This window comes from Rossellomorea sp. YZS02 (assembly GCF_033963925.1).
GTDB lineage: Bacteria > Bacillota > Bacilli > Bacillales > Bacillaceae_B > Rossellomorea.
The window spans coordinates 1-23,644 of record NZ_JAXBLY010000033.1; the positions used below are offsets into that span (position 1 = coordinate 1).

27 protein-coding genes are annotated in these 23,644 nt (G+C 44.2%); 12 read left to right on the forward strand and 15 right to left on the reverse strand.

Features of this window, described 5'->3' with window-relative positions; genetic code table 11:
* Window positions 1–410: 410 nt before the first annotated feature.
* Entirely contained in the window at window positions 411–1,727 is a 1,317-nt protein-coding gene (locus SLH55_RS22110) for a Na+/H+ antiporter family protein (protein ID WP_219166221.1), read from the forward strand.
* A gap of 38 nt (window positions 1,728–1,765) precedes the next feature.
* Here SLH55_RS22110 and SLH55_RS22115 read toward each other — a convergent pair whose 3' ends face one another.
* Entirely contained in the window at window positions 1,766–2,152 is a 387-nt protein-coding gene (locus SLH55_RS22115; RefSeq protein WP_320324486.1) for a hypothetical protein, read from the reverse strand.
* Window positions 2,153–2,305: 153 nt separating this feature from the next.
* Here SLH55_RS22115 and SLH55_RS22120 point away from each other — a divergent pair, with 153 nt between their 5' ends.
* Both SLH55_RS22120 and SLH55_RS22125 read left to right on the forward strand, forming a co-directional pair.
* The gene (locus SLH55_RS22120; protein WP_320324487.1) at window positions 2,306–2,689 is read left to right on the forward strand and encodes a PaaI family thioesterase; all 384 of its coding nucleotides are present in this window, start codon (window positions 2,306–2,308) and stop codon (window positions 2,687–2,689) included.
* A 72-nt stretch (window positions 2,690–2,761) separates the two neighbouring features.
* Window positions 2,762–3,130, forward strand: coding sequence for a DUF2188 domain-containing protein (locus SLH55_RS22125; RefSeq protein WP_320324488.1), 369 nt, complete (start codon window positions 2,762–2,764; stop codon window positions 3,128–3,130).
* Window positions 3,131–3,186: 56 nt separating this feature from the next.
* On the opposite strand, the gene mnhG is transcribed toward SLH55_RS22125, so the two are convergent.
* Genes mnhG through SLH55_RS22160 form a run of 7 tightly spaced genes read right to left on the reverse strand, consistent with a single transcriptional unit; the run spans window position 3,187 to window position 8,954 of the window.
* Window positions 3,187–3,552 carry a monovalent cation/H(+) antiporter subunit G gene (gene mnhG, locus SLH55_RS22130; RefSeq protein WP_320324489.1) on the reverse strand — a complete coding sequence of 122 codons (366 nt, stop codon included), beginning with the start codon at window positions 3,550–3,552 and terminating at the stop codon, window positions 3,187–3,189.
* A complete protein-coding gene (locus SLH55_RS22135) occupies window positions 3,536–3,820 on the reverse strand; it encodes a Na(+)/H(+) antiporter subunit F1 (protein ID WP_206856760.1) in 285 nt (94 codons plus the stop codon). The genes mnhG and SLH55_RS22135 overlap by 17 nt, the downstream gene beginning before the upstream one ends.
* The gene (locus SLH55_RS22140) at window positions 3,820–4,296 is read right to left on the reverse strand and encodes a Na+/H+ antiporter subunit E (protein WP_219166226.1); all 477 of its coding nucleotides are present in this window, start codon (window positions 4,294–4,296) and stop codon (window positions 3,820–3,822) included. The genes SLH55_RS22135 and SLH55_RS22140 overlap by 1 nt, the downstream gene beginning before the upstream one ends.
* A 6-nt stretch (window positions 4,297–4,302) precedes the next feature.
* Window positions 4,303–5,784: a Na+/H+ antiporter subunit D gene (locus SLH55_RS22145; protein WP_320324490.1), complete on the reverse strand. Its 1,482-nt coding sequence runs from the start codon at window positions 5,782–5,784 to the stop codon at window positions 4,303–4,305.
* Window positions 5,777–6,118, reverse strand: coding sequence for a Na(+)/H(+) antiporter subunit C (locus SLH55_RS22150; RefSeq protein ID WP_219166228.1), 342 nt, complete (start codon window positions 6,116–6,118; stop codon window positions 5,777–5,779). Before SLH55_RS22150 ends, SLH55_RS22145 begins: the two co-directional genes overlap by 8 nt.
* Window positions 6,118–6,552: a Na(+)/H(+) antiporter subunit B gene (locus SLH55_RS22155; RefSeq protein WP_224945420.1), complete on the reverse strand. Its 435-nt coding sequence runs from the start codon at window positions 6,550–6,552 to the stop codon at window positions 6,118–6,120. The genes SLH55_RS22150 and SLH55_RS22155 overlap by 1 nt, the downstream gene beginning before the upstream one ends.
* Window positions 6,549–8,954, reverse strand: a complete 2,406-nt coding sequence (locus tag SLH55_RS22160; RefSeq protein WP_320324491.1) for a Na+/H+ antiporter subunit A — start codon at window positions 8,952–8,954, stop codon at window positions 6,549–6,551. Before SLH55_RS22160 ends, SLH55_RS22155 begins: the two co-directional genes overlap by 4 nt.
* 305 nt (window positions 8,955–9,259) lie before the next feature.
* Between SLH55_RS22160 and SLH55_RS22165 the strand changes: the two genes are divergently transcribed.
* Complete coding sequence (locus SLH55_RS22165) at window positions 9,260–9,517, forward strand: hypothetical protein (protein WP_219166231.1); 258 nt, start codon at window positions 9,260–9,262, stop codon at window positions 9,515–9,517.
* A 161-nt stretch (window positions 9,518–9,678) separates the two neighbouring features.
* Window positions 9,679–10,254, forward strand: coding sequence for a DUF5366 family protein (locus tag SLH55_RS22170; RefSeq protein WP_219166232.1), 576 nt, complete (start codon window positions 9,679–9,681; stop codon window positions 10,252–10,254).
* Between the two features lie 54 nt (window positions 10,255–10,308).
* Here SLH55_RS22170 and SLH55_RS22175 read toward each other — a convergent pair whose 3' ends face one another.
* Both SLH55_RS22175 and SLH55_RS22180 read right to left on the reverse strand, forming a co-directional pair.
* The gene (locus SLH55_RS22175; RefSeq protein ID WP_320324492.1) at window positions 10,309–12,156 is read right to left on the reverse strand and encodes a transglycosylase domain-containing protein; all 1,848 of its coding nucleotides are present in this window, start codon (window positions 12,154–12,156) and stop codon (window positions 10,309–10,311) included.
* Window positions 12,157–12,172: 16 nt separating this feature from the next.
* The gene (locus SLH55_RS22180) at window positions 12,173–13,384 is read right to left on the reverse strand and encodes an MFS transporter (protein ID WP_320324500.1); all 1,212 of its coding nucleotides are present in this window, start codon (window positions 13,382–13,384) and stop codon (window positions 12,173–12,175) included.
* A 310-nt stretch (window positions 13,385–13,694) separates the two neighbouring features.
* Between SLH55_RS22180 and kapD the strand changes: the two genes are divergently transcribed.
* Window positions 13,695–14,315 (forward strand): 3'-5' exonuclease KapD, encoded by a 621-nt coding sequence (gene kapD / locus SLH55_RS22185; RefSeq protein WP_219166234.1) that lies wholly within the window; start codon window positions 13,695–13,697, stop codon window positions 14,313–14,315.
* A 49-nt stretch (window positions 14,316–14,364) separates the two neighbouring features.
* Here the strand turns inward: kapD and SLH55_RS22190 are convergent, their stop codons facing one another.
* Window positions 14,365–14,763 (reverse strand): kinase-associated lipoprotein B, encoded by a 399-nt coding sequence (locus SLH55_RS22190; protein ID WP_320324493.1) that lies wholly within the window; start codon window positions 14,761–14,763, stop codon window positions 14,365–14,367.
* 243 nt (window positions 14,764–15,006) lie between these two features.
* Here SLH55_RS22190 and SLH55_RS22195 point away from each other — a divergent pair, with 243 nt between their 5' ends.
* The 3 genes from SLH55_RS22195 to SLH55_RS22205 all read left to right on the forward strand — a co-directional run bounded on the left by SLH55_RS22195 (window position 15,007) and on the right by SLH55_RS22205 (window position 16,649).
* Window positions 15,007–15,597 (forward strand): peptidylprolyl isomerase, encoded by a 591-nt coding sequence (locus SLH55_RS22195; protein WP_257474899.1) that lies wholly within the window; start codon window positions 15,007–15,009, stop codon window positions 15,595–15,597.
* A gap of 183 nt (window positions 15,598–15,780) precedes the next feature.
* Window positions 15,781–15,981 (forward strand): hypothetical protein, encoded by a 201-nt coding sequence (locus tag SLH55_RS22200; RefSeq protein WP_219166237.1) that lies wholly within the window; start codon window positions 15,781–15,783, stop codon window positions 15,979–15,981.
* Window positions 15,982–16,121: 140 nt separating this feature from the next.
* Window positions 16,122–16,649, forward strand: a complete 528-nt coding sequence (locus SLH55_RS22205; protein ID WP_219166238.1) for a superoxide dismutase family protein — start codon at window positions 16,122–16,124, stop codon at window positions 16,647–16,649.
* A gap of 50 nt (window positions 16,650–16,699) precedes the next feature.
* On the opposite strand, the gene SLH55_RS22210 is transcribed toward SLH55_RS22205, so the two are convergent.
* Together SLH55_RS22210 and SLH55_RS22215 are read right to left on the reverse strand one after the other, a co-directional pair.
* Window positions 16,700–17,866, reverse strand: a complete 1,167-nt coding sequence (locus SLH55_RS22210) for a MalY/PatB family protein (protein ID WP_320324494.1) — start codon at window positions 17,864–17,866, stop codon at window positions 16,700–16,702.
* Between the two features lie 170 nt (window positions 17,867–18,036).
* A complete protein-coding gene (locus SLH55_RS22215; RefSeq protein ID WP_320324495.1) occupies window positions 18,037–18,945 on the reverse strand; it encodes an alpha/beta hydrolase in 909 nt (302 codons plus the stop codon).
* Window positions 18,946–19,130: 185 nt separating this feature from the next.
* Here SLH55_RS22215 and SLH55_RS22220 point away from each other — a divergent pair, with 185 nt between their 5' ends.
* Both SLH55_RS22220 and SLH55_RS22225 read left to right on the forward strand, forming a co-directional pair.
* Window positions 19,131–19,631, forward strand: a complete 501-nt coding sequence (locus SLH55_RS22220; RefSeq protein ID WP_320324496.1) for an Lrp/AsnC family transcriptional regulator — start codon at window positions 19,131–19,133, stop codon at window positions 19,629–19,631.
* The gene (locus tag SLH55_RS22225; RefSeq protein ID WP_320324497.1) at window positions 19,628–20,797 is read left to right on the forward strand and encodes an aminotransferase; all 1,170 of its coding nucleotides are present in this window, start codon (window positions 19,628–19,630) and stop codon (window positions 20,795–20,797) included. Before SLH55_RS22220 ends, SLH55_RS22225 begins: the two co-directional genes overlap by 4 nt.
* 184 nt (window positions 20,798–20,981) lie before the next feature.
* On the opposite strand, the gene SLH55_RS22230 is transcribed toward SLH55_RS22225, so the two are convergent.
* Both SLH55_RS22230 and SLH55_RS22235 read right to left on the reverse strand, forming a co-directional pair.
* Window positions 20,982–21,353 (reverse strand): helix-turn-helix transcriptional regulator, encoded by a 372-nt coding sequence (locus SLH55_RS22230; protein ID WP_320324498.1) that lies wholly within the window; start codon window positions 21,351–21,353, stop codon window positions 20,982–20,984.
* Between the two features lie 139 nt (window positions 21,354–21,492).
* Window positions 21,493–22,821: a sodium-dependent transporter gene (locus tag SLH55_RS22235; RefSeq protein ID WP_219166244.1), complete on the reverse strand. Its 1,329-nt coding sequence runs from the start codon at window positions 22,819–22,821 to the stop codon at window positions 21,493–21,495.
* Between the two features lie 340 nt (window positions 22,822–23,161).
* Between SLH55_RS22235 and SLH55_RS22240 the strand changes: the two genes are divergently transcribed.
* On the forward strand, window positions 23,162–23,449 hold the full coding sequence (locus tag SLH55_RS22240) for a spore morphogenesis/germination protein YwcE (protein ID WP_320324499.1): 288 nt from the start codon (window positions 23,162–23,164) through the stop codon (window positions 23,447–23,449).
* The last annotated feature ends 195 nt before the right edge of the window (window positions 23,450–23,644 follow it).

Sequence of the window (23,644 nt, forward strand, 5' to 3'; positions counted from 1 at the left end):
AATTACTTCATGGAAGTTTCGCAAAAAAATGTTGAATTGAATAGCTATAGCTGATTAATAGTTGAAAAAGACAAGCAAGGAATTTACACAATATTAAGGACTTGACTAAGAATGCGGCCGTTTAAGGTCATAAACCACCCGAAATGATAAAAGATCCAGCGGAAATTGGATCGAATTCAGCCGAAACGTTAAAAAATCCAGCAGATTAACACTTAATGGTAATAAAGCACATCCCTCATTATGACAAAAATCCCCACCCCATCTTTCCTCCTACTAAAGTATTGACAAACACTCTTTATCTTGTTAAAGTTGAAATCGTGATTTTATTACTCTACCAATTTAGCGAACTAAAGCAAGTGGAAGATGCAAATATCAAATCGGTATATTGATCATATAAGGAGGAAGTAGTTATGAACGCAGTTGTAATAGCGGTTCTAGTCATGCTTGTACTGAGTCTGGTACGGGTGAACGTTGTATTCGCTCTGATCACCGGTGCGTTAGTAGGGGGACTTACCGGCGGACTGGGACTCGACGAGACGATAGCCGTCTTTTCTGAAGGAATTAGCGGCGGGGCAAGCATTGCCTTGAGTTATGCACTATTGGGTGGATTTGCAGTCGCGATTTCCTATACGGGAATCCCAAATCTACTCGTTGACTGGGTATTAAAGGTCGTTGGGAAAAAGGGAGATTCAAAGAAAGCAGCCTTATCGAAAGCACTTATTGTTTTATCCATTTTAATCATGGCTTGTTTTTCACAGAATGTGATTCCGATTCACATCGCTTTTATCCCGATTTTGATCCCGCCTTTATTGAAGGTGATGACAGAGTTACGTATCGATAGACGATTAATTGCAACCGTGATTACGTTTGGATTGACGGCTCCGTATATTCTATTACCAGTAGGGTTCGGATTGCAGTTCCACGAAATCATCGCACAAAACATGGCTTCGAGTGGAATGGAAATCAATTTAAGCGATATTCCGAAAGCGATGCTTCTCCCTGTAGGAGGAATGGTGATCGGGTTACTGACTGCCGTGTTTGTGAGTTACCGCAAACCAAGAGACTACAGTGAAGCAGAAGAAGTGGTTGCAGAGGAAAAGGTCGTTTACAATAAAAGAGCGATGATTTTCGCCCTCATTTCCATTGTAGTTGCCTTATACGTCCAACTTCAGCTAGAATCCATGATCTTTGGTGCCCTGGCTGGTATTGCCGTCCTGTATATTTCAGGATCGGTCAAATGGAAAGAGGCAGATGGGTTACTGAATGAAGGGATGAAAATGATGGCATTCATCGGCTTTGTCATGATCACCGCATCAGGTTTTGCGGCAGTAGTATCAGAAACAGGAGATGTCGAAACACTTGTGAAGGCGACGGCTGACGTCATAGGAGGTAACCAGGCATTGGCTGCGCTCATCATGCTGGTGGTTGGGCTTCTCGTGACAATGGGAATCGGTTCTTCCTTTGCGACGATTCCGATCATCGCAGCCATCTTCGTCCCTCTTGCCATGGAGCTGGGATTCAGTCCCCTTGCGACAATCGCGATTGTCGGGACTGCAGGTGCACTTGGTGACGCAGGGTCTCCTGCATCTGACAGTACGCTTGGACCGACAGCTGGACTGAATGCGGATGGACAGCATAATCACATTTGGGATACATGCGTCCCGACCTTTTTACACTATAATATCCCTCTGATCCTGTTTGGTTGGATTGCAGCGATCATTTTATAAAAGGAAAGAAGCAAGGGTGCGCCCTTGCTTCTTTTCTTTTACATCCACCTGACGATCACGATCAAATGACAGCAATCCACCTGCCCCAGTTTTTCATCAAAGACGAGGCGCACACCATCCGGATTGAACGACACAACCGGCTGTACCCTTGTACCGATGGTTTGAAGTAGCTTATGTACTTCAGGTAAGTTCGATTGCTGTGCAGCGTTCATGAATTTCGATGAGAATTCTTTGGATGTGTTGATTTTTTGGAGTACTTTCTGGGCATCTCCCATTAGACTCAATGTTTTCCCTGCCGAAGACATGAACGTTTTGGTTTCGACAGGTGGATAGTTCCGGATATATGAGGGCATTGGTTGTGCCCTGGAGTGGATAGGTGAGTAGGGGCGTTGAACAGGCGGGTAAAAAGGATGGTACCGGTACATAACAAAAACCCCTTTCTGTAGAAATGCTCTAAGGAAATGTATGAAATTGTGCACTGGATTATTCATCATAGCGGTTAAGACAGGGAAAATAGAGGATTTTCATAGCCTTTCTCGAACAGATAGTAGAGAAGACTATTATATGAGGTGATTCATGTGAATACGGAAAATACATTAATCGGTGCGTTAGGGATTGAATTTGTAGAATTAGGAAAAGGAAATGTCATAGCGACGATGCCTGTAAATGAAAATACGAGGCAGCCGTTCGGTTTTCTTCACGGCGGGGCTTCTGTTGCCCTTGCGGAAACGGTGGCAAGTGTAGGGGCGGTACAATTGATCGACCTTGATAAAGAAATCTGCTTCGGCCTTGAAATCAATGCGAACCATATAAAAGCAAAACGTGAAGGCATTGTAACTGCGACTGGGACCGTCATGCATCAGGGGAGAACAACAATGGTTTGGGATATTAAGATCACAGATGAGGATGATCAATTAATCTGTGTATCACGATGCACAATGGCGGTCGTTCCGAAACGATAATCGGATAAAAGGTTTAAACAGTGAAAAAATGGGAAATCAACTACTAATGAATCTATTAGGAGGCCAATACCTATGAGTTGGACCAAAAATGATTACCCTGATTCACTGAAGAACCTGCCTGTGGATGTAAGGAATAAAGCGATAGAAATCGCCAATGCCCTTCTGGATGAAGGATATGAAGAGGGAAGGGCGATTGCCATCGCCACTGATCAGGCCCATAAATCCGAAGAGGGAAACACAAGTGAAAAGACCGAGTATCACGTCACCCCTCATGACGACGGATGGCAGTTGAAAAAGGCAGACGGAAAGAGAGCCATCCTGGTGGAGGACACGAAGGACAAGCTCCTTTCCAAGGCAAAGGACTATGTGACGGATCATTTCGGTACACTGGTCGTGCATAAGCAGGATGGAAGCGTGGAAGATCACTTGTACCAGCGATAGGCAATATAAAAAGGCTTGCCCCTGATTTAGTCGGGGACAAGCCTTTTTTATTGTGTTTATGATGAACTGTTCTGGCGCTCGTATTGTTCTTTATCCTTTAAGTCATCCCGAACACTTTTGTCCCAGAGCTTGACGCCTGAATTGTACGCAGCCCTTGAAATGAGGTGTCCGGCGACTGGTGCAGTGACAAAAATGAAGATGATGGCAAGGATCAGTCTTGAATTGATATGCCCGTGCTCCAGATAAAAGTAAAGGAAAGTCGCAAGCAAAATCGACATGACCCCAAGCGTCGCACTTTTTGAAGCAGCATGGTTCCGCGTATATACATCCGGAAGTCTCAATAAGCCGAAAGCTGTGACCAGGCTCAGAAACCCTCCAATGACTAAGAAAAATCCGATGAGAAATCTAATGATCTCGCTCACGTTCGATGATCTCCCCTTTCTCTAAGAACTTTGAAAAGGCAACGGTACCGAGGAAAGCAAGGATCCCGAGAAGCAGAATGACTTCGAGAAAAGCGTACGTATCGAGCATCATGGACACGAGGGCGATGATGGCAATCAGGTTGATGCCAATTGCGTCCAGTGCCACGACCCGGTCCGGGGTAGTAGGACCTTTCACCACTCTGTAAACCAGGCCGAGCATGGACAGGGAGACGCATAGTAACGTAATTTGAAAAATAATGTGTAACATTAGCGGCTCACCTCCATGATGGCTTTCTCAAAGGAATCTTTGATCTCATTGATAGCTTCATCCACATCGGGAATATCAATGGCATGAACATAAAGAATCTTATTGTCATACGAAACATCCATAACGAGTGTTCCGGGTGTCAGTGTAATAAGATTCGCTAATAGCGTAATTTCCCAATCGGTCTTTAATTCTGTCGGTAAGGCGAAAATACCCGGTTGAAAATCAAGCTTCGGTCTCAAAATGGTTTTTAAAACCGATATGTTGGCGAGGATCAGCTCCTTCATGAATAAAAAGAATAAGCTGATCACTGCAGCCACCCGCAAAAGATAAAAACGGGAATTGAAAAATCTTCTGAATGCAAAGATAACAAGCAATCCTAGTAAAAAGCCAATAATGAATGACTGAGAAGTAAAGGATACCGAAAGAAACATCCAGACAAAGGCCAGGAAAAAGTTTAATAATATTTGAAAAGCCATTCTACATTACTCCTTTAACACTGCGTCTATATATAGTTCCGGATTCACCAGTACTTCGGTTGCTTGTGAGAAGAGAGGGCGCATCGCTTCTGCACCAAGGCCATAACAAACGGCCAGCACAACAAGTATGGCAGAAGTCATCCATAGATAACGCGCATCTTCTTTGGATGCCCCCTTATATTCCTTCGGGGTTCCCCATATACCATTCAGGAAGATCTTGATGACTGAATAGAGGACCAACAGACTCGATGCGAGAACGACACCAGCTCCTACATAGGCTTCTGCAGCAAAACTTCCCCGTAAAATTAAGAGCTTCCCGATAAATCCACTTAAAGGGGGGATACCCGCAAGGGAGAATGCAGCGACGAGAAACGTCCACCCCAGCCAAGGATATTCCTTGATCAATCCGCCCATTTTCTTTAAGTTGGCTGTGCCGGTTATGGCAATCATGACCCCGACGAGAAGGAATAAAGCGGCTTTGATGATCATGTCATGAACAAGATAATAAATGGCACCCTCTAACGCTTCAGGGTTCATGGTTGATACCCCGAACAAGATCACACCCACTGCAATGATGATGTTATAGATGATGATCTTCTTAACATCCCAATAGGCTATGGCGCCGATACAGCCGAGGACGATGGTCAGTATGGCAAGCATGGCGAGGATCTCATGTGTAAATCCGGTATCATGATAGAAAAATAATGTGTATGTTCGTAGAATCGAATAGATCCCGACTTTCGTAAGCAACGCTCCGAATAACGCCAGAACCGGTGTAGGTGGTGCATAGTAAGAACCCGGCAGCCAGAAGTATAGAGGGAAGATCGCACCCTTAAGACCAAATACCAATAGGAACAGGATGGCAATCGCCGTTACGATACCCGGCTGATCCACTTCGGCTATCTTTCTTGAAATATCCGCCATGTTGAGTGTTCCGACAACGGAATACAAATATGCGACGGTGATGACGAACAAAGCGGAAGAAATGACATTCACGAGAATGTATTTGATTCCTTCACGCAGCTGCGCCTTCGTTCCTCCCAGAACCAACAGGACGTATGAACTCATCAGCATTACTTCGAAAAAGACGAAAAGGTTGAAAATATCCCCCGTCGTAAAGGCGCCGTTCACGCCAACGAGCAGGAATTGAACGACGGGGTAGTAGTAGAACCTTTCACGTTCAATTCCAATCGACTTAAACGAATAGAGCAGAACAACAAGCGTAATGATGCTTGTCGTCGTCACGAGCAATGCCGAAAGCATGTCCGAAACAAGGGTGATACCAAAGGGTGCGACCCAGCTCCCCAGATTAACCGTCTGGATTCCGTCCTGGTGTACTGTATTAATCAATACTAGGGATGTTACGACGGTAAGGAGTGTAGACAGGACTGAAACCCCTCGTTGCACTTTCACGTATTTGCTTATAAACATTAAGATAATCGCCGTGAATAACGGGATTAGAATCGGTAGTATCAATAAGTTAGTCATTTCCTTCGTTACCTCTCATCTGATCCATATTATCCGTGCCCAGTTCCTGATATGCCCGATAAGCGAGAACAAGGAAGAAAGCGGTCACTCCAAAACTGATAACGATCGCCGTCAGGATCAATGCCTGGGGCAGGGGATCGACATAGTCTTTAGCATGTTCCCCGAGAAGAGGTGCGGCTCCCCCTTTAAGACCACTCACAGAAAGGATCAATAAATGGGCACCGTGGCTTAATAGAGCGGTCCCGATGATGATCCGGAGTAAGCTCTTGGATAACATTAAGTATACGGCGCTTGTAAATAGGACTCCTACCACTACGGCCATGATGATTTCCATTATTCACTCACCCCAATCGTTTGAATAATGGTCATGGTGACCCCGATGACAACCAGGTACACCCCGGTGTCAAAAAGCACGGCTGTATGCAATGATGTCTTCCCTAAAAGGGGAAGGTGAAAATAATCATATGCATGAGTGAGGAAAGGGACATCGAATAATAAAGCCCCTGCCCCTGTCGCCACGGAGAATAACAGACCGATGGCCGTGATGATCTTGTAATCCACCGGTAAGATGGTAGCGACGGTTTTGATATCATAAGCCAGTAACAGTAACACAATGGCTCCCGACGTCATCAAGCCTCCGATGAATCCTCCCCCGGGAGTGTAGTGGCCCGAGAAGAAGAGTCTTAGTGAGAACAGGATGATGATGAATGCGACCACATTGGTAACGGTTTGCAGGATGACATCATTCGTTTTTACTTTTGTTTTCATCCTTCATCCCTCCTTGTAAGGCGCAATTTGATCATTGAGAATATGCCGAGTGCCGCAATGGCAAGGACGCAAATTTCAAACATTGTATCAAACCCACGGAAGTCTACGAGGATGACGTTGACCATGTTTTCCCCGCCGGCTTTATCATGGGTATTTTCAATATAGTATTTTGAAATGGATTCAAACATCTTCGAACTGTAGGACGAGATGGCAAACAAAGTGACCACCACTCCTACCCCGATGGAAATAAGAGCATTCCCCAGTTTGAACCTCATCCGTTCTTCGTGCCTGCTTAATTGAGGCAGGTGATAGAAGCAAAGGAGGAACAGGGCCACTGACACGGTTTCGATGACCAGTTGTGTCAGGGCTAAATCCGGTGCACGGAATAAGACGAAAAATAGTGAAACCGTATAGCCTGCAGCTCCAAGCGAAATGATCGATGTTAATCGTGATTTCGCGAACAGTATGGTAACCGAACTGATCACGAGAAGAAGGGCGATGGCAATTTCATATACCCCGACCGGAGCCAGTTCTTTCGTATTGATTGCGAAAGCGCCTTTAAACCATAGGGCAAAAAGGGAAATGGCAATCAAAAACGAGAAGATGTATACCAGGTAAGTTCGAATGAATCCTGTCATATAGCCGCTCGTAAAGTTTTTGGCACCGCGTTCGCTCCTGATCAACCCTCCATCATAGAAAGAGTTCAGCGTCATGCGCTCAGGGATCCATGAGTATACCTTTTTCCAAGAAGGAAGCAGAAGGTACAAAAGGATTCCAAAAAGAATAACACCAAGAGTCATGAATAACTCGGGTGTAAATCCATGCCAGAATGAAATATGTGTTTCAACGGCATGTCCTTCCTGAATCAGACTCGGAGTGATGGCAGCCACTGCCGGCGCAATGATCCGTTCTGACAGGATATTCGGAAAGAAACCGAATATGATAACCAGTGAAGCCAGGATGATCGGTGAAATCAACATGCCGAGAGGCGCTTCATGAGGTTTCTTTTCGAGCTTCTCGGGCTGGTGCTTCCCTGTAAAGGTTTTGAAAACCAGGATCATGCTGTAGATAAACGTGAACACACTTCCTACCCAGGCAAGAAGCGGGAAGATCATCCCGAATGTATCTAAGTTGAAGATATCCATTTCAAGGACCCTGACCATTCCCGTAAAGAACATTTCTTTGGAAAGGAAGCCGTTGAATGGAGGAAGTCCTGCCATGGAGAAGGCTCCGATGATGGCAATAGTGAACGTGATGGGCATGAAGTTCATCAGCCCGCCAAGTTTCCGGATATCCCGGGTACCTGTTTCATGATCGACGATTCCCACGACCATGAATAAACTTCCTTTAAACGTTGCATGGTTAATCAAATGAAATACAGCTGCGAGTGTTGCCACCATATAGATGTTCGTATCCAGCTCTGTGTTGTGAAGAGCCGCAGCCCCCACTCCCAACAAGGACATGATGAGACCGAGTTGACTGACGGTGGAGAATGCAAGGATCCCTTTTAAATCCGTTTGTTTCACGGCATTGAAGGAACCCCAGAATAAAGTGAAGATCCCGACACCGCCAACAAGCCATAACCAAACGCTGGATTCCGCGAAAACAGGACTCAAGCGGGCAACCAAGTAGATCCCGGCTTTTACCATGGTTGCAGAATGCAGATACGCACTGACCGGTGTAGGTGCTTCCATGGCATCAGGCAGCCAGATGTGAAACGGGAACTGAGCAGATTTCGTGAAAGCCCCCAACAGTACTAAAAGCAATGCAGGAAGGAATAGTGCCTGTGTCATGAGCTGATCAGCCTGCATGACTAATTCCCTGATGCTGAAGGTTCCGCCCATCAGATAGAGCAGCAGGAATCCACCAAGCATACTCAGTCCGCCAAATACCGTAATAAGCATGGATTTTTGTGCGCCGTAACGTGAACGCTCCCGGTGATACCAGTAACCGATCAATAAGAATGAAGAAATGGACGTGAATTCCCAGAACATATATAGAACGATCAAGTTGTCTGATAGAACAACACCAAGCATCGCTCCCATGAACATCATTAAGTACACATAAAAGTTATGTAATTGCTCCTTCTTCTTATCTAAGTAATAAATCGAGTAAAGGACAACCAGTGAACCGATCCCCGTGATGAGCATGGCAAACAGTAATCCGAGCCCATCGACATAGGCGATGAAGTTGATCCCGAAGGAAGGCATCCACTCCAAGGTTTCCTTGACGGTATCCCCAGCTTTCGTAATGGAGATGAATTGAAAAAAGTACGTAAATAAAGCTACTGGCAATAATAGTACGAACCAGCCGGTATGTACATTCCGAAACGCTTTATACAGAAATGGAATGAGTATCGCAAATAAAAAAGGCGATACGATTGCCCAATGTAATAAAGTCATGTAAAACCCCCCTCATATCAAATTCATTTATTCTCAGGCATGGTCTATATGCCAACACTATTCATAAACTGGCAACATTCTGCAAAACCTTGACCGAAGCTGAACCCTAAAAAGCATTATAACGTAAAAAATAAATGCTTGCATTACTCAGCATCCCATTCATATCACAACTTTCAAGAAGTATTAAATATGAAGACAGACGGAAATGTACGATGAAAAATTTGTTGGATTTTATCCGTTTGTCCGGACACTTACAGAATAGTTTCGGTTAATTTGGTGAATCCTATCCATAAGGTGGTGAAGTTATGAAAAAGAAAACAGTAGCGGTTACGACCATATTTTTTGCTTTTTTTGGCTTTGCATGGCTGGTTGAAACCGAAGACCGGTTTAATCGCGGTATCATTGAAACCGAAGATCCGACGAGTATGAATATTACGCCGGTGCAATATGGTGAGACAGAGGAAGTGGAAGAAGAGTTGACGAAAGAACCCATCCGCGGAAGGCAACCGTTCGGGTCAAGAGAGTACATCAGAGTCGTTCCTCATTCGCAATTTCAGCAATAAGGATGTCCTTTCTTCCAATAGAGAAAGGACATTTTCGTGTTTATGGGCGATAAGTCGGGATAGGCATATTGTCATTGTTCCTTCTGTTTCTATACCCTTTTCAAGATTCCCATAAACGATTATGATGAGAGTGATGAAGAATCGTTATGGGAGAGTTTTAATTGAAAAATACATACTTAACAAGTTATCTGCCTCTTTTTTCAATCTTATTATTCAGCCTTACTTTCTCCGTATATGCTGTGGAAGTATTCGTTGATGTATTTAAGAAAATCGGGGTTTATCCCGGGATGCGGGAGTTTTTATCAGAAATTCAGCTTAAGCTGGCCATCTTGATCTTGTTGATGGTTGCCTTTTTCATGGTGTTTGCTGCTCTTAAACTGATTGCTGAGACAATCAATGGCGTCTCCATGCTGTTCTTTGCGACTGATTCGGATGGCGAGTTATACAATCTTGTTCGTTCAGGGTCCATGATTTATTTTTTGGGTGGCCTGGTTTCTGTCCTGAGTTTAAAGTCTTTTCTCGGTTTATCTATCATCTTTGCCATAAGTTCCGTAGCCTATTTTATCTACTTTGTGTATAAAATAAGTCCGTCCCTCTCGAAATGGGGAATCTTCGGAGTGGTGAGTCTGCAGGTGTTTTCATGGTCATCGTTGTTTCTGACGATTTTCTTTGTGTTTCTGAAGCTTTATAACGGAGTGATGGCAAGTTTACCGATCATGTCGAAGGTGAAATTATAACGGAAAAGAGTCTGTAGCAAATGCTGCAGACTCTTTTTTAAAAGGATCAGGAGGTCATTCCATAATACTTTTCCATATTTTGTGACTTGGACGCTGCTGTTCGATACCACTCATATCACGGGGGATATCGTGGCCGACCCATACGCCTGTCGTAAGGGTGTCGGTTAAGCCCATCACCCAGTAATCATGGTAGTTATTGGTCGTGCCGGTTTTGATGCCAACATAGGGCCTGGATACGTAAGCGGCTCTTCCGGTGCCTGTTTTGGCTCCTTCATTAAGCATTTTGCGTATTTTAGATGTGGTGTCTGCTGACCATACTTTCTTCGGTTCATTCTTCCATTGATAAAGAATCTTACCGTTATTGTCTTTTACGTGAAGGATGGCATGGCTCGCCTGGTAGTTCCCATCAATAAATGAGGTATAGGCATCCGTCAATTCCAGGGGGCTCATCCCATATGTGAATCCACCGATGGAAGCGGCGTAGGTTTTGTCTTCTTTTATCACCTTTTCAAAGGAAAAAGGGGCTATGGATTGGAAGGCTTTTTCAACGCCGACTTTTTCCATGAGTCGAACCGCCGACCCGTTATATGACTGCGCCATGGATTGTTGTAATGTTACGGTACCCGGCTGGGCTCCACCATAGTTGATCGGACAATATTCGCCTACACAATACTGATTGGCGTTCACCTTATCATTGATGCCAGCCTTGAATTTTTCGATATATGGACCGTAAACAAGGAGTGGCTTAATCGCTGAACCGGGTTGCCTGAACGCCTGAAACGCATGATTGAAGTTGTACTTCTTGTAGTTCCTGCCTCCGGATAAGGCGACGATGGTCCTTGTCTTGTTGTCGATGGTGACGGTGGCCCCCTGCAGTTCCATATTCAACTGTGCATTCAGAGCACTGATGCTCTTTTTTTGAATAGCGGGGTTCAACGCTGTTTGAATCCGGACACCGGACGAAATCACTTCTTGATAACGATCATCGAGCTTCTCTCCGATTTTTTTCTTTTCCTCTGGAGAAGAAGCGTTAGCCATGTCTAGCACATAACCTTCATTCCGAGCGATCAGTTCTTTTAACTCATTCTCAACATAAAAGGCATAATCAGGATAAAGGTCGGTTTTCTTACGGACATTCAGGGAGATTGGTACCTTCTTTAATTTCTCCGCTTCATCTTTGGATAATTTCTGCGTACTCACAAGAATATCAAGCAGTCGTTCCTGACGAACTTTTGTTTGATCGAAATGGTCAACGGGATCATATTTCCCCGGATTATTTGGAATTGAAGCGATAAACGCCATCTCAGCTTGATTCAGCTCGGCGACACTCTTCTGAAAGTAGTATTGGGAAGCTGTCTCGATCCCATATACTCCATTACTGAAATAAATCACATTCATATATAATTCCAAAATTTCATCCTTTGATAAAGTTTGTTCAATTTCATGGGCGTAGAATAACTCTGTCAATTTACGATTGTATGTTTTTTCCTGTCCCAGATATAGATTCCGGGCCAGCTGCTGTGTGATGGTGCTTCCTCCCTGCTGGATGTGGGTGAACACCAGATTTTTCACAACGGCCCGGAGGATGGCACCTGCATCGAAACCTACGTGCTCGTAAAAATGCTGATCCTCTGAAGCGACTAGGATATCCTTTAGAAACGGCGGGATCTTTTCATCCGGTACATAGAGGCGATAAGGACGATTCACCTCTGAAAACACTCTGCCATCTTTGTCGAGAAGAAGGCTGGTGCGGTTCAGATCGACCGTATCGGCGCTCACGGCATGCTCCAATTCCTGTTGAAAGCTTTGTACCTTATTCCATTCGTCGGTCGCAAAAAATAATGTGATAAAAAAGATGAGCATAAAGCTGATCACCGTAATATAACCTGCAAAAACTCTCATATTTCACTCTACTTTTCTAGTAATCTTTCACATGGCTGGTTGTTCCAGAATGACGTATACTCCACCATAATAATCCAAATGCCCCCAAGAATAAAGCACCTGTTACATAAAATACGGAAGAAATGCCAATATACCCGGAGACGATACCGCCAAATGCCGGCCCGATCACATTCCCAAGAAAACGGAAACTTTGATTATATCCAAGGACTTCCCCCTGCATGCTAAGGGGTGCTTCCTGCCGAATATACGCAGTGACGCAAGGAATCATACCGCCGATGGCAATCCCGAACAGGAAGCGGAACAGGACAAGCTGCCATAGTTCAACTGCCAGGGCCTGTGGAACGATGAAAATAGAGGCAAGAACGAGAAGGATTGATAATACCTTTTCATAGCCGATGTCATCACCGAGTTGTCCCCATCTTCTCGTTGCAATCAAATTCCCGAAACCTGTAGCCGAAAAGGCAATCCCCGCCAAGAATGCCAGATTACTAGAAGAGGTGAGTTCATCTACATACAGGGCAAGGAGCGGCTGTATGCTGAAGTTCGCCACTTGGATAATAAGTGACAGCAATAGCACCGTAACGAGCAATTTATGGCTGAAGATATGCTGAAGGACTTGTTTACTGGAATATTTGTTCCGTTGATCCCGTTGTTCCTTGCTTCGCTCCTCATTTATTCCTGCCAATACGACCGTTGCAGCAACAGCAATAGCGATGGAGGTAAAGATGAATGTGTAGGAAAACCCTACATTATCAGCTAAAAGCCCACCAATGACTGGACCGAATAGTCCTCCTGAGACTGTCCCCATCTGGAGAGTGCCGAGTGTCCGTCCTGCTTCTTCCTTCGGGGTCTGGGATGAGATCAGAGCCATGGATGTAGGAATGAAGCCTGTCACCGCACCCATCATCATCCGCAGAATGAACAGTCCCCATACGGAATCCATAAACCCCATGAGAAAAATGGAGGTGGCAATCCCGTATCCTGTGATGAGCAGGATGGGCTTATATCCAAAACGATCCCCGATCCGGCCCCATAAAGGGGAAATGAAGAAGGCGGTCAAGAACGTTACCCCGAAGACAAACCCTGACCAGCGCTGCACATATTCGTGACTATAAGTGCCAAAGGTTTCAATATAGAGAGATAAAAAGGGAAGCACCATCGTCGCACTTGCCGCTACTAAGAAATTGGCCATAAGCATGATTGTCAGATTCTTCTTCTTGTTTGAAATGGTTAACACCTTCTGTATGTTTTTTATTTCGTATACCTAAATATTCATTTTATTAAAGATTTGCTCCATAGTCCACCGAATCACATTTATTCATCGTGAAAACAGGGAATCAGTCATAATTTCCAGATGTAACATGATATAATGTAAGAATAAGAAGTATGGAGTAAATGTGCGTCAGTCCATTAAACGGGCGGTTCTCCGTTTGGAGAAAGCAAGCAAAATATGAAATACAGCCATCATCGTGAAAAAATTCTTTTATTATAGATGAATTGGGGTCTTGTCTTATCTACATTTTGAGGAGGGAGTTTAAGTGGCGAAAGCGGAACAGCTGGTGTTTATAGATTTTGAGTTTTCTATGCCTGAACGAAATAGAGTCCCCAAAGGTTTCTTCCCTGAAATCATCGAAGCTGGGGTAGTGGTGGTAGAGAGTGGGAAAGTATCAGATACGTTTTCCTCTTATGTGAGGCCGACTGCGTTTCCGAAATTAACGAACCGGTGTAAACGATTTTTATCCATCAGCCAGAATGAAGTGGACTCAGGAATATCGTTTCAATGTCTGATTGATTATTTTAACGGATTAAATGCCGCGGGAGTCGCGAAGGTAGTGACGTGGGGAAATATGGATATGAAGGTACTGCGTGATAACTGTGTACAGTCAGGACTTCCATTTCCTTTCCAAGCTCAATTCGTGGATCTGTCCATGGAATACAAACGCTTCTTTGGTGATCAAAACCAAACGGGCCTGTGGAAAGCGGTACAGGAATACGGGAGGGAGGGAGTTGGAAAGCATCATAAAGCATTAGATGACGCCCTCACCACCCAACATATCTACAACCTCGTAGAAAAGGACAAAAAATACCTCGATAAAGCCGAACCCACCACCATCGGTGATCGAATCGACCTCTCCAAATTCTATAACCAGCTCGCATGACAAGACGAGGGACGGACCTTCAACATGAAGGTCCGTCCCTCGTCTTGATTTAAAATGTCAGTTTATACATCAGTTCGTATTCCCTTTGGATGGATTGCAGTGTTTCAAGGCTTTTTCTTGCATGGAGAGAAGCGGCCTGTTCCAGCTCGTCCTTTAATGCCGTGTAGGAATCGATCAATGATGCATTGTAATCAGGGATCTCCCCTTCATATGGTTTGACCGTTTTCTCTGGGATGTTGGCACGCTCACCGTGGGCGAGGGCCTTTCGTTCATGAAATAAAGGTACGTCCACTTCCTTGGGGTTGTGCAAGTCTCCTTGTCTTGGATGCTTTAAGACAGCGAGGATCCTTACTACATATACACCAGGACGCTCTCCTGTGACTTCCCCTACATATTTACCGGTTTTATAAAAAGCTGTGACATAATCACCAATTTCAATGTTTTTCATAAAAAGCCTCCTCTATTGCATCAAACTCTATTATAATGAGTACAGATTGGCACTTTGTAATTTACTACTATAAAGGTAACATGTGGAGGTACATATATGAAGCGTTTAATGATCGTCACCCTATGTCTCCTGGGTTTAGTTCTTGCCTCTTGTGGACAAACAGAAAAGGGAGATACTACAAAAGAACAGCCAAAAGAAGACAAGAGTCAGAAGACTGCAGAAGAAACCAAAGGAGATGAAAACATGACATATCCTCAGCTTACAACAGAAGTTGCTGAAAACGAAAAATTAGTGGAAATGAAAACATCTATGGGAACGATCAAAATCAAGCTTTTCCCGGAACAGGCCCCTAAAACCGTGGAAAACTTCATCACTCATAGTAAAGATGGTTATTATGACGGATTGAAATTCCACCGTGTCATCAAAGACTTTATGATCCAGGGCGGAGACCCTAATGGGAACGGTACGGGTGGAGAGAGTATCTATGGTGAGTCATTCGAAGATGAATTTTCACCGGAATTATTCAATCTTCGCGGTGCCCTTTCTATGGCGAATGCCGGCCCTGATACGAATGGAAGTCAATTCTTCATCGTGCAGAAAAGTGACATCGATCCTCAATTGGAAGATCAAATGAAATCTGCAGGATTTCCGGCAGAAATCATCGACGCCTATATGGAAAACGGCGGGACACCTTGGCTTGACCAGAAGCACACTGTGTTCGGGCAAGTGGTGGAAGGTATGGACATTGTAGATAAAATCGCAAACGTTGAAGTTGGTGCAAACGACCTTCCGAAAGAAGATGTTGTGATTGAAAGCATCAAAGTTGTAAAATAATCGTCGAAGAGCTGTGGAACCTGTTCCACAGCTCTTTTTATTGTATAAAATAAAAGAGTATTTCCTCGGAAATTGTCGGATAACCGTTCATTAAATCGTTAAAAAAGGGGCAAATGAGAGTTGGTTTGTTCGTTGCAGTGTTGTTATAATGGACAAAGAGTTGTTTTTTGAAAGGAGCTTACTATGCTTACTTCATTTGTATTAAACTTATTTCTCTACTTTCCTGAAGATAAGTCCGAATATATCCCCGCCGGCATCACGATGGCCATCTTCATGGTCGCTGCCCTTGTAACCTTCCGGATCATCCAGAAAATTTCAAAGCGCGAAGAATTGAAGACCAAAAGATTGGAAGAGGAAGCCCGGGTCCAGAAAAGAACAGAATAACGAATTCAGAACACGCCTTGGAGCGTGTTTTTGTTTGCTCGACTTTCTTCATACAACGGCTCTTCACTAAAATAGGAATATTTTTTACCCTGGGAGTCAACAATGGTGAAAGAGCATTCAGATATGGAGGAAAAGGCGATATGAAAAGAGTATCACTATTATATATGATCATGATCATGGTCCTTGCGAGTGGGTGTGCCATTGAGAATCCTAAAAAGGTCGAAGTTGAAATGAAAAATGAAAACGGTGATTCTTTAGGGAAAGCTACCCTGCAGGAGCAATCCGACGGGGTGGAAATAGGATTGGATCTTGAGGGGCTGCCTCAGGGTGAACATGGTATCCATATACATGAAAAAGGGGTTTGCAAGCGGCCTGATTTCGCATCGGCGGGGAATCATTTTAATCCGGATGATAAAAAGCATGGACTTCTTCACCCTGAAGGGGCTCATGGTGGGGATTTGCCCAATCTTATAGTAGGGGAAGATGGGACCGTGAAGGTGACACTTATGGCTTCAACGGTGACACTATCCAAAGGGAAAACATCCCTGTTCACAAAAGAGGGTACTTCGCTGGTAATTGACGAAAACAAGGACGATGGAATGACGCAGCCTTCAGGGGATTCTGGGAAGCGCATTGCATGCGGCGTGATAAAGAGTGATAAGAAATAAAAAATGTACCAGGTACACAAGCGTTGAAGTGTACCTGGTACATTTTTTGGTTATGAACCGAGAGCGACCTTTAATCTTTCAAGCCCATCCATAAGGGTCTCCCGTGGACAAGCGATATTCATACGAACAAATCCTTCTCCTCCAGGACCGTACTTCGTGCCTGGTTCTAAGGCAAGTTTCCCTTGATCCAGCAGGCGACTCTTTAGCTCTTCATCGGATAGGTTCAAATTTGTGCAATCAATCCATAGTAAATAGGTGCCTTCCGGATTTACAAGCTTCAACCCGGGAAGGTGTTCTTCTATGAATGCAGCTGTCACTTTTACATTTTCCTGCAAATACTCGAGGATTTCCTCCAGCCATTGCTCTCCATGGCGATAAGCGGCTTCCATACCGATAATTCCAAATGTGTTGAGGGTAAAGAACCCCTGTTTCTTATGAACGGAAGCAATTTTCTCACGAATATCTGGATTGGAGGTAATCATCGCAGAAGCCTGTAGTCCGGCAAGGTTGAAGGTCTTGCTTGGTGCAATACAGGTAATCGTCCTATCTCTGTATGTTTCATGTAGAGATGCCAGTGGAATATGGGAATGACTTTTATAAACCAAATCGGAATGAATTTCATCGGACACAATCACCACATCGTGCTTGTGACATAGTTCAGCCATCTTCGTCAGTTCTTCCTTCTTCCACACCCGTCCGCTTGGATTGTGGGGGTTGCAGAGGAGAAAGAGTTTCACGCCGGTTTGAAGGGATTCTTCGAATGCTTGATAGTCGATGGAATAGCTTCCATCATGATAATCCAATTGAGCATTTACAATTTCCCGTCCGTTATCTTCCACCAAATTGAAAAATGGGGTATACACTGGTGATTGAACGAGCACTTTGTCCCCTGGGATGGTAAGTGCCTGGATGATGGTTGAAATGGCAGGAACGACCCCTGGGCTGTATTGTAGCCAGGACGTTTCAATTTGCCAGCCGTGGCGCTTTTGTAACCAATCTTTGATGCTCGTTGCTGTCTTATCTCCAACAAAGGTGTAACCAAAAATTCCATGCTTCAGTCTGGTTTCAAGGGCTTCCAATACGTTTTGTGGCGGAAGGAAATCCATATCTGCCACCCACATGGGAAGGACATCTTCTTTACCAAACACTGTCTTCGTAAGGTCCCACTTAACCGAGGAGGACCCTTTCCGGTCAATGATTTCTTCGAATTTACTCACCGTATGTTCCCCTTTCATTTATGTAGTTGCTCCTATTATCATATGATGTAAATAAAAAAGATGAAAATGATATGTTTATCGATTATCCTTCTAAGCTGGGACGAATGACTGCTCGCTAAGCTCATCGAGACTGATCTTTAGTGGTTCACGACAGAAAAGGGGACTTCCCCCTACGTTTCGGAAATGAGCGTTTGGGAAAGTCCTTTTTGAAAGATAGGCTCTGTATGAGTATCATTTGAAAGGTCGTTTGCAGTCGAAGAGACAAATTCATGTATATGTCCCAATACTTCCATTGGCTTTTCTTCAGGGACAAGATGTCCCGTCTCTTTTAACACAACAAGCTTTGAATCCGGGATATCTTGCTTCAGTCTGTGTCCCGTCGATAGAGGCACCACCCTGTCATGCTCTCCCCAAATGAGAAGGCAGGGAGTTTGGATGTTCCTCAGCTCATTGACTGACAAATCTCCTTCACGATCTCGTATCATCCTCGTTAAGGCCTTGAAAATATCATCCTCAAGAAAGGGTTTCAAATATCCAAACATCATTTCATCGTCAATCATTGTAGAATCATGTACCACATTTTCAAGATTATTTCGAACACCTGACCGTGTTAGCCACAGTTTTACATAAAGGTGGAAAAAGGGGATGTGACTCAGCATTGTTACTGGCCAATTCATTTTTTTGAGATAGCCCGAACTGCAAAGAAGGACACCTTTTTCGACAAGTGTTGGTGCTTTTTTCATTACGTTCAAAGCAATCTGACCACCCATGGAGTGACCTGTTAAATGAATGTTACTTACATTGAGATGGTCCAATAAGGCGATGACTGTATTCGCCAGGTTGTCATAGGAGTAGATAAAACGATTGTTCTTCTCGCTGTTCCCAAAGGGAGGGAGATCGATGGAAATGACATTATAATTCTCTTTCAATAGAGGGGTAAGCCGTCTAAAGCTGAAGGTTGATGATAGAAATCCATGAAGAAGGACGAAGGTTTCTGAGGCACTAGGATGCTGGTGATGTTCAAAATAAACATTGGCACCATTCACCTGTACCACTTTTGCGAAATCGGGTTCTTGCATACTTCGTCACTCCTCTCTGTTAGTTTACTGGTATTTTACCCGTATTTCAGTATTTAACACCCTGAATTGAAAGTTGTAACATATCCTGTGTAAGGAAAGGGGAAAATAACCTTCATGATGGCTCTTTTCATATACGTGACTTCTGATATAATGAAACCATTTAGTGGCGATGAGGAGGAAGAAGAATGCAACTGAGAGAAATAGAGCTTGATTTACTAAGGATTTTACAAAAGGATGCCAGGATACCTACTGAGGATCTAGGGAAAATGCTTCAAGTATCGACTGAAGATATCGAGGAGGTGATCGAGAAACTCGAAAAAGGAAATGTACTTGTCAGATACAGTTCTGTAGTCGACTGGTCAAAGGTGGAAGGACATGAAGGAGTTACGGCGATGATTGATGTGAAGGTCGCTCCAAAAAGGGGTGTCGGTTTTGATGAGGTGGCCCATCGTATTTATCGTTATAAAGAAGTGAAAAGCGTTTACTTGATGTCTGGTGCGTATGATCTATCTGTGACGGTTGAAGGCCGATCCATGCATGAAGTAGCAACGTTTGTGTCAGAAAAGCTGTCTACTTTGGATTCTGTTTTATCGACAACCACCCATTTCCAATTGAAGAAGTACAAGCATGATGGAACGATCTTCGGGGATCATGGAGAAGATAGAAGAATCGTGGTGTCACCATGACAACGAAGACATCGTACATAGCTCAATCCGTGAAAAACTTGAAGCCTTCTGGAATCAGAAAATTCTTCGACCTTGCAGCCAATATGGAAGGGGTCATTTCACTCGGTGTAGGAGAGCCGGATTTCATTACATCCTGGACGGTGCGGGAAGCAGCCATTCTCTCATTAGAGCAGGGGTATACCTCCTATACAGCGAACGCAGGACTTCTGGAGCTGAGAGAAAAGATCGGCCGGTATATGAAAAATGGGTACGCCGTCGACTATGACCCGAAAACGGAAATCATCGTGACGGTCGGTGCCTCACAAGCACTCGATATCAGTATGCGTGCAATCATTGATCCGGGGGATGAAGTCATTGTAGTGGAGCCGGGATTCGTCTCGTACGTACCTCTTGTGCAATTGGCAGGGGGAGTACCTGTAACGGTGGAAACCAAGGCGGAAAATGGCTTCAAGGTCACGGCTGAAGAACTGGAAGCAGCCATTACGCCACGGACAAAGGCTGTACTGCTTTGCTCGCCTAATAATCCAACGGGGACGGTCCTTGAAAGGGAGGATTTAGAGCGTCTTGCTACGGTAATCAAAGAGCATGATCTCGTCGTCTTCTCGGATGAAATTTATTCCGAACTTGCCTATGATCATCACCATGTATCGATTGCTTCTTTAGATGGCATGAGAAACAGAACCATTCTCATCAACGGTTTTTCGAAAGGGTTTGCCATGACAGGTTGGAGACTCGGGTATATATGTGCACCTGAAGAAATCGCATCATCCCTATTGAAGATCCATCAGTACGGGATGATGTGTGCGTCCACGCCTGCTCAATACGCTGCAGTCGAGGCACTGGATAAAGGAATGGACGATGTACTGGAAATGAAGAGGAGCTACCGTCATCGACGTCACTATTTCGTCGATTCCCTGAACGAATGTGGGTTAAACTGTCATACACCGGGGGGAGCATTCTATGCATTTCCTTCCATCCAGAAAACAGGGATGTCTTCAGAGGAATTTGCAGAGAAACTTCTTATGGAAGAGAAAGTAGCGGTAGTGCCCGGCAATGTATTTGGCAAGGGCGGGGAAGGTTATATCCGCTGTTCATATGCTTCAAGCATGGAACAGCTGCAGGAAGCCGTGAAACGGATGAAGCGGTTTGTGCAGAATCACAGTTAAACGAAAATAAAGAGGCGCGGGGCATCCATTCACGATGGATGCCCCGCGCCCTTATGAAGGCAAAAAAAATAGGACGATCCTAATGATCGTCCAACAAATGAAAACAAAAGGGGGAATACTTAGAAAGCTTATTTTCAGTATGACCGCTTTATTTTCTTTTTATACATCATTTCAGGAAAATTTTTTATGGCTCGGTTTTTTCGTATTTCAATTCGTATAACATCTGCATCACCCGCAGAAAATCTTCTTCCGTGAATTCTTTGGCTTTACGAAGGATAAGCTTTGTCCGCTTCGTACCGATTTCTTTAATCAGCTGTTCAATCTCTGAATCTACCCCTGCTGGAGGATGTTCTTTCACTTCTCGTTCCATGAGCTCGGAAGCGGGGATATCAAGAACGGTAGAAAGTTTAAGGATCGTTTGTGTATCAGGAATCTGCAGATCAGACTCATATTTCTCAATCGTTTTCGTTCCCAATCGTGCTCGTAAAGCAAGCTCCTGTCGAGACAATTTCCGCTCTTCTCTTACCCTTTTCAGATTCTCACCAAAATGTGACATACCAAAGTCCCTCCTCATAAATTACCTTTCTTATATCTATATTTTATCACCATATGGAAAAAATTAGCCCGGAAATCCGTGAACAAAATGTTACATAAATAAGAGGTCCGTCCCTCTATTTTGAGGGACGGACCAGCAATCACGATAAGAAAACAAGTAAGATGGCGACCGGCACGATGTAGCGCAGAAGGAAGATCCAGCTGTTGAAGAGACCTTCTGAAATGGACGAACCCGATTGTAGTTCGTTCCAGACGTCTTCGCGTTTTAAACGATAGGATACAAATATTGAGATGAGCAGTGCGCCGATCGGTAAACCAAAGTTGCTCGTTATATAATCGGCAAAGTCAAAGAAGTTCTTCCCGCCGATCAGGAATTCATTGAATACACCAAATGAAAGGGCACTTGGTATGCCTGCGATGAATACAAGGATCCCGATCAGCCATGTAAAGGGCATCCGTTTCTTCTGATTTCCTTTGGAAAGGGCAGCGACCCCAATCTCAAGAATGGAAAAAGCAGAGGTCAGTGTGGCAAAGAGTAACAGGACTAGAAACACAGTTAAGAATATGCCACCGAACGCAATTTCATTGAAAACGGCAGGAAGGACGACAAAAGCAATCCCGGGACCTTCATCGGGTTGAAAGCCCAGTGCATATACAGCGGGGAAAATGACCAATCCTGCAAGTAACGAGATAAAGATATTCAGACCTGACACACTGATGGCAGACCTTGGCATACTGTCATTCTTCGACAGATAAGAGGCATATGTCACCATGACGGACAGACCCACGGTCAATGCAAAGAATGCCTGTCCGAGAGCAAGTAACACCGTCTCTCCATTCAAATAACTCCAATCAGGAAGTAACAGGAAGCGGACACCTTCCATCGCTCCTTCAAGCGTTAGGGACCTGATCACTAAAATGATAAATAGGATGAATAATGCCGGCATCATATAGCGACTTGCACGTTCGATGCCTTTTTGAATGCCGCCTTGTACGACAAGAACGGTCATGACGATGAAGGCAAACTGTGCAATCAGCACTTCCTTAGGGTTCGCTATGATACTTTCAAATAACGCCCCATATTGTTGTTGCGTCTTGCCGATCAGGGAACCGGTCACACTTCTTCCTAAATAAGAAAGAATCCATCCGCCAACCACACTGTAAAAGGATAGGATGATAAACGATACCACTGTTCCCAAGTATCCGATCCAGTGCCATTTCGAATTCGGGGCCAGTATTTTATATGAAGTGACAGCATCTGCTCCTGCGCGCCTTCCGATGACAAACTCAGCGAGAAGAATGGGGGCACCGATTAAGACAGTAAATAGAATAAAGAGCAAGAAGAAAACACCCCCGCCATTCGCACCGGCCATATAAGGGAATTTCCAGATGGCGCCGAGGCCGATGGCAGAACCTGCCGCTGCCAGAATAAATCCAATCTTAGAAGTCCATTGATCTTTCTTGGCCATAATAATATCCTCCTCTCAAAAAATAAGATTTTTCAATCGTACTATGTTTTAGATGCCCTGTACACCGGATTTTTTAATTTTCAATAAATGGGGTAAAGGATAGGAAACGAATGAAATAAGGGAAGGTATGTAAACAGTAGTTTTAGATTTCCAATTATTATGTATGAAAACGCTTCATTTCATTACTTTTTAACTAATTTTTAGAAAAGTAGTCAAAAAGATGTTAAATAGGCTGGAAATTTTCTCAAGATGTAGTATACTAATTGTAACAAAACGTTCACAAATTATTCTTTTTTTCGCCACAATTGAAAGCGTTTACTAAAGAATTGGAGGAATGGAAATGGATGTCTTTCTTGTATACCTATTCGTCGCAACGGCAACACCGCTATTTCTTTGGGTCGAGCATCGTAAATGGGCTGTTCTTCACATCCCATTCGTTATAGCGTTATGGTCAGTATTTATCTACTATGTAGCCGTACCTGAACTCGGTGGCTGGGGACATGTAACCCTTTGGGGGCTTTTTGTCGCAAACCTTGCTTTCGCCCATATCGCAGCCTTCATGTTATATGCTCTCCCTTTCATTCAAAGACAAAAGAAAAAAAGATCAAAGACTGTCAGGGATTTTTAAGTCCAGCCCATTTGGTATTGGGTTGGGCTTTTTTTTGCTGTTTTCGCAAAGATTGTTGCTATTCTCATACAAATTAAGATTTACGATGCTCTGTCATTTAAGTTGTGGTGCAGGAGGGTGAAGGGAACTGCTCCGCTTTCCACGGACGTTCGGCCGAGCCTCCTCAGCAAAAACCGCTTCCGGGGTCTCGGCACG

Coding starts and splice junctions, on each gene's coding strand:
- SLH55_RS22240 (WP_320324499.1), top strand. CDS start 23,162: ATGGATGTCTTTCTTGTATACCTATTCGTCGCAACGGCAACACCGCTA.
- SLH55_RS22150 (WP_219166228.1), bottom strand. CDS start 6,118: ATGGAAATCATCATGGCCGTAGTGGTAGGAGTCCTATTTACAAGCGCC.
- SLH55_RS22220 (WP_320324496.1), top strand. CDS start 19,131: ATGCAACTGAGAGAAATAGAGCTTGATTTACTAAGGATTTTACAAAAG.
- SLH55_RS22125 (WP_320324488.1), top strand. CDS start 2,762: ATGAGTTGGACCAAAAATGATTACCCTGATTCACTGAAGAACCTGCCT.
- SLH55_RS22200 (WP_219166237.1), top strand. CDS start 15,781: ATGCTTACTTCATTTGTATTAAACTTATTTCTCTACTTTCCTGAAGAT.
- SLH55_RS22175 (WP_320324492.1), bottom strand. CDS start 12,156: ATGAGAGTTTTTGCAGGTTATATTACGGTGATCAGCTTTATGCTCATC.
- SLH55_RS22140 (WP_219166226.1), bottom strand. CDS start 4,296: ATGGCTTTTCAAATATTATTAAACTTTTTCCTGGCCTTTGTCTGGATG.
- SLH55_RS22230 (WP_320324498.1), bottom strand. CDS start 21,353: ATGTCACATTTTGGTGAGAATCTGAAAAGGGTAAGAGAAGAGCGGAAA.
- SLH55_RS22205 (WP_219166238.1), top strand. CDS start 16,122: ATGAAAAGAGTATCACTATTATATATGATCATGATCATGGTCCTTGCG.
- SLH55_RS22160 (WP_320324491.1), bottom strand. CDS start 8,954: ATGACTTTATTACATTGGGCAATCGTATCGCCTTTTTTATTTGCGATA.
- SLH55_RS22135 (WP_206856760.1), bottom strand. CDS start 3,820: ATGTTACACATTATTTTTCAAATTACGTTACTATGCGTCTCCCTGTCC.
- SLH55_RS22190 (WP_320324493.1), bottom strand. CDS start 14,763: ATGAAAAACATTGAAATTGGTGATTATGTCACAGCTTTTTATAAAACC.
- SLH55_RS22155 (WP_224945420.1), bottom strand. CDS start 6,552: ATGAAAACAAAAGTAAAAACGAATGATGTCATCCTGCAAACCGTTACC.
- SLH55_RS22165 (WP_219166231.1), top strand. CDS start 9,260: ATGAAAAAGAAAACAGTAGCGGTTACGACCATATTTTTTGCTTTTTTT.
- SLH55_RS22110 (WP_219166221.1), top strand. CDS start 411: ATGAACGCAGTTGTAATAGCGGTTCTAGTCATGCTTGTACTGAGTCTG.
- SLH55_RS22195 (WP_257474899.1), top strand. CDS start 15,007: ATGACATATCCTCAGCTTACAACAGAAGTTGCTGAAAACGAAAAATTA.
- SLH55_RS22225 (WP_320324497.1), top strand. CDS start 19,628: ATGACAACGAAGACATCGTACATAGCTCAATCCGTGAAAAACTTGAAG.
- SLH55_RS22235 (WP_219166244.1), bottom strand. CDS start 22,821: ATGGCCAAGAAAGATCAATGGACTTCTAAGATTGGATTTATTCTGGCA.
- SLH55_RS22215 (WP_320324495.1), bottom strand. CDS start 18,945: ATGCAAGAACCCGATTTCGCAAAAGTGGTACAGGTGAATGGTGCCAAT.
- SLH55_RS22115 (WP_320324486.1), bottom strand. CDS start 2,152: ATGTACCGGTACCATCCTTTTTACCCGCCTGTTCAACGCCCCTACTCA.
- SLH55_RS22145 (WP_320324490.1), bottom strand. CDS start 5,784: ATGACTAACTTATTGATACTACCGATTCTAATCCCGTTATTCACGGCG.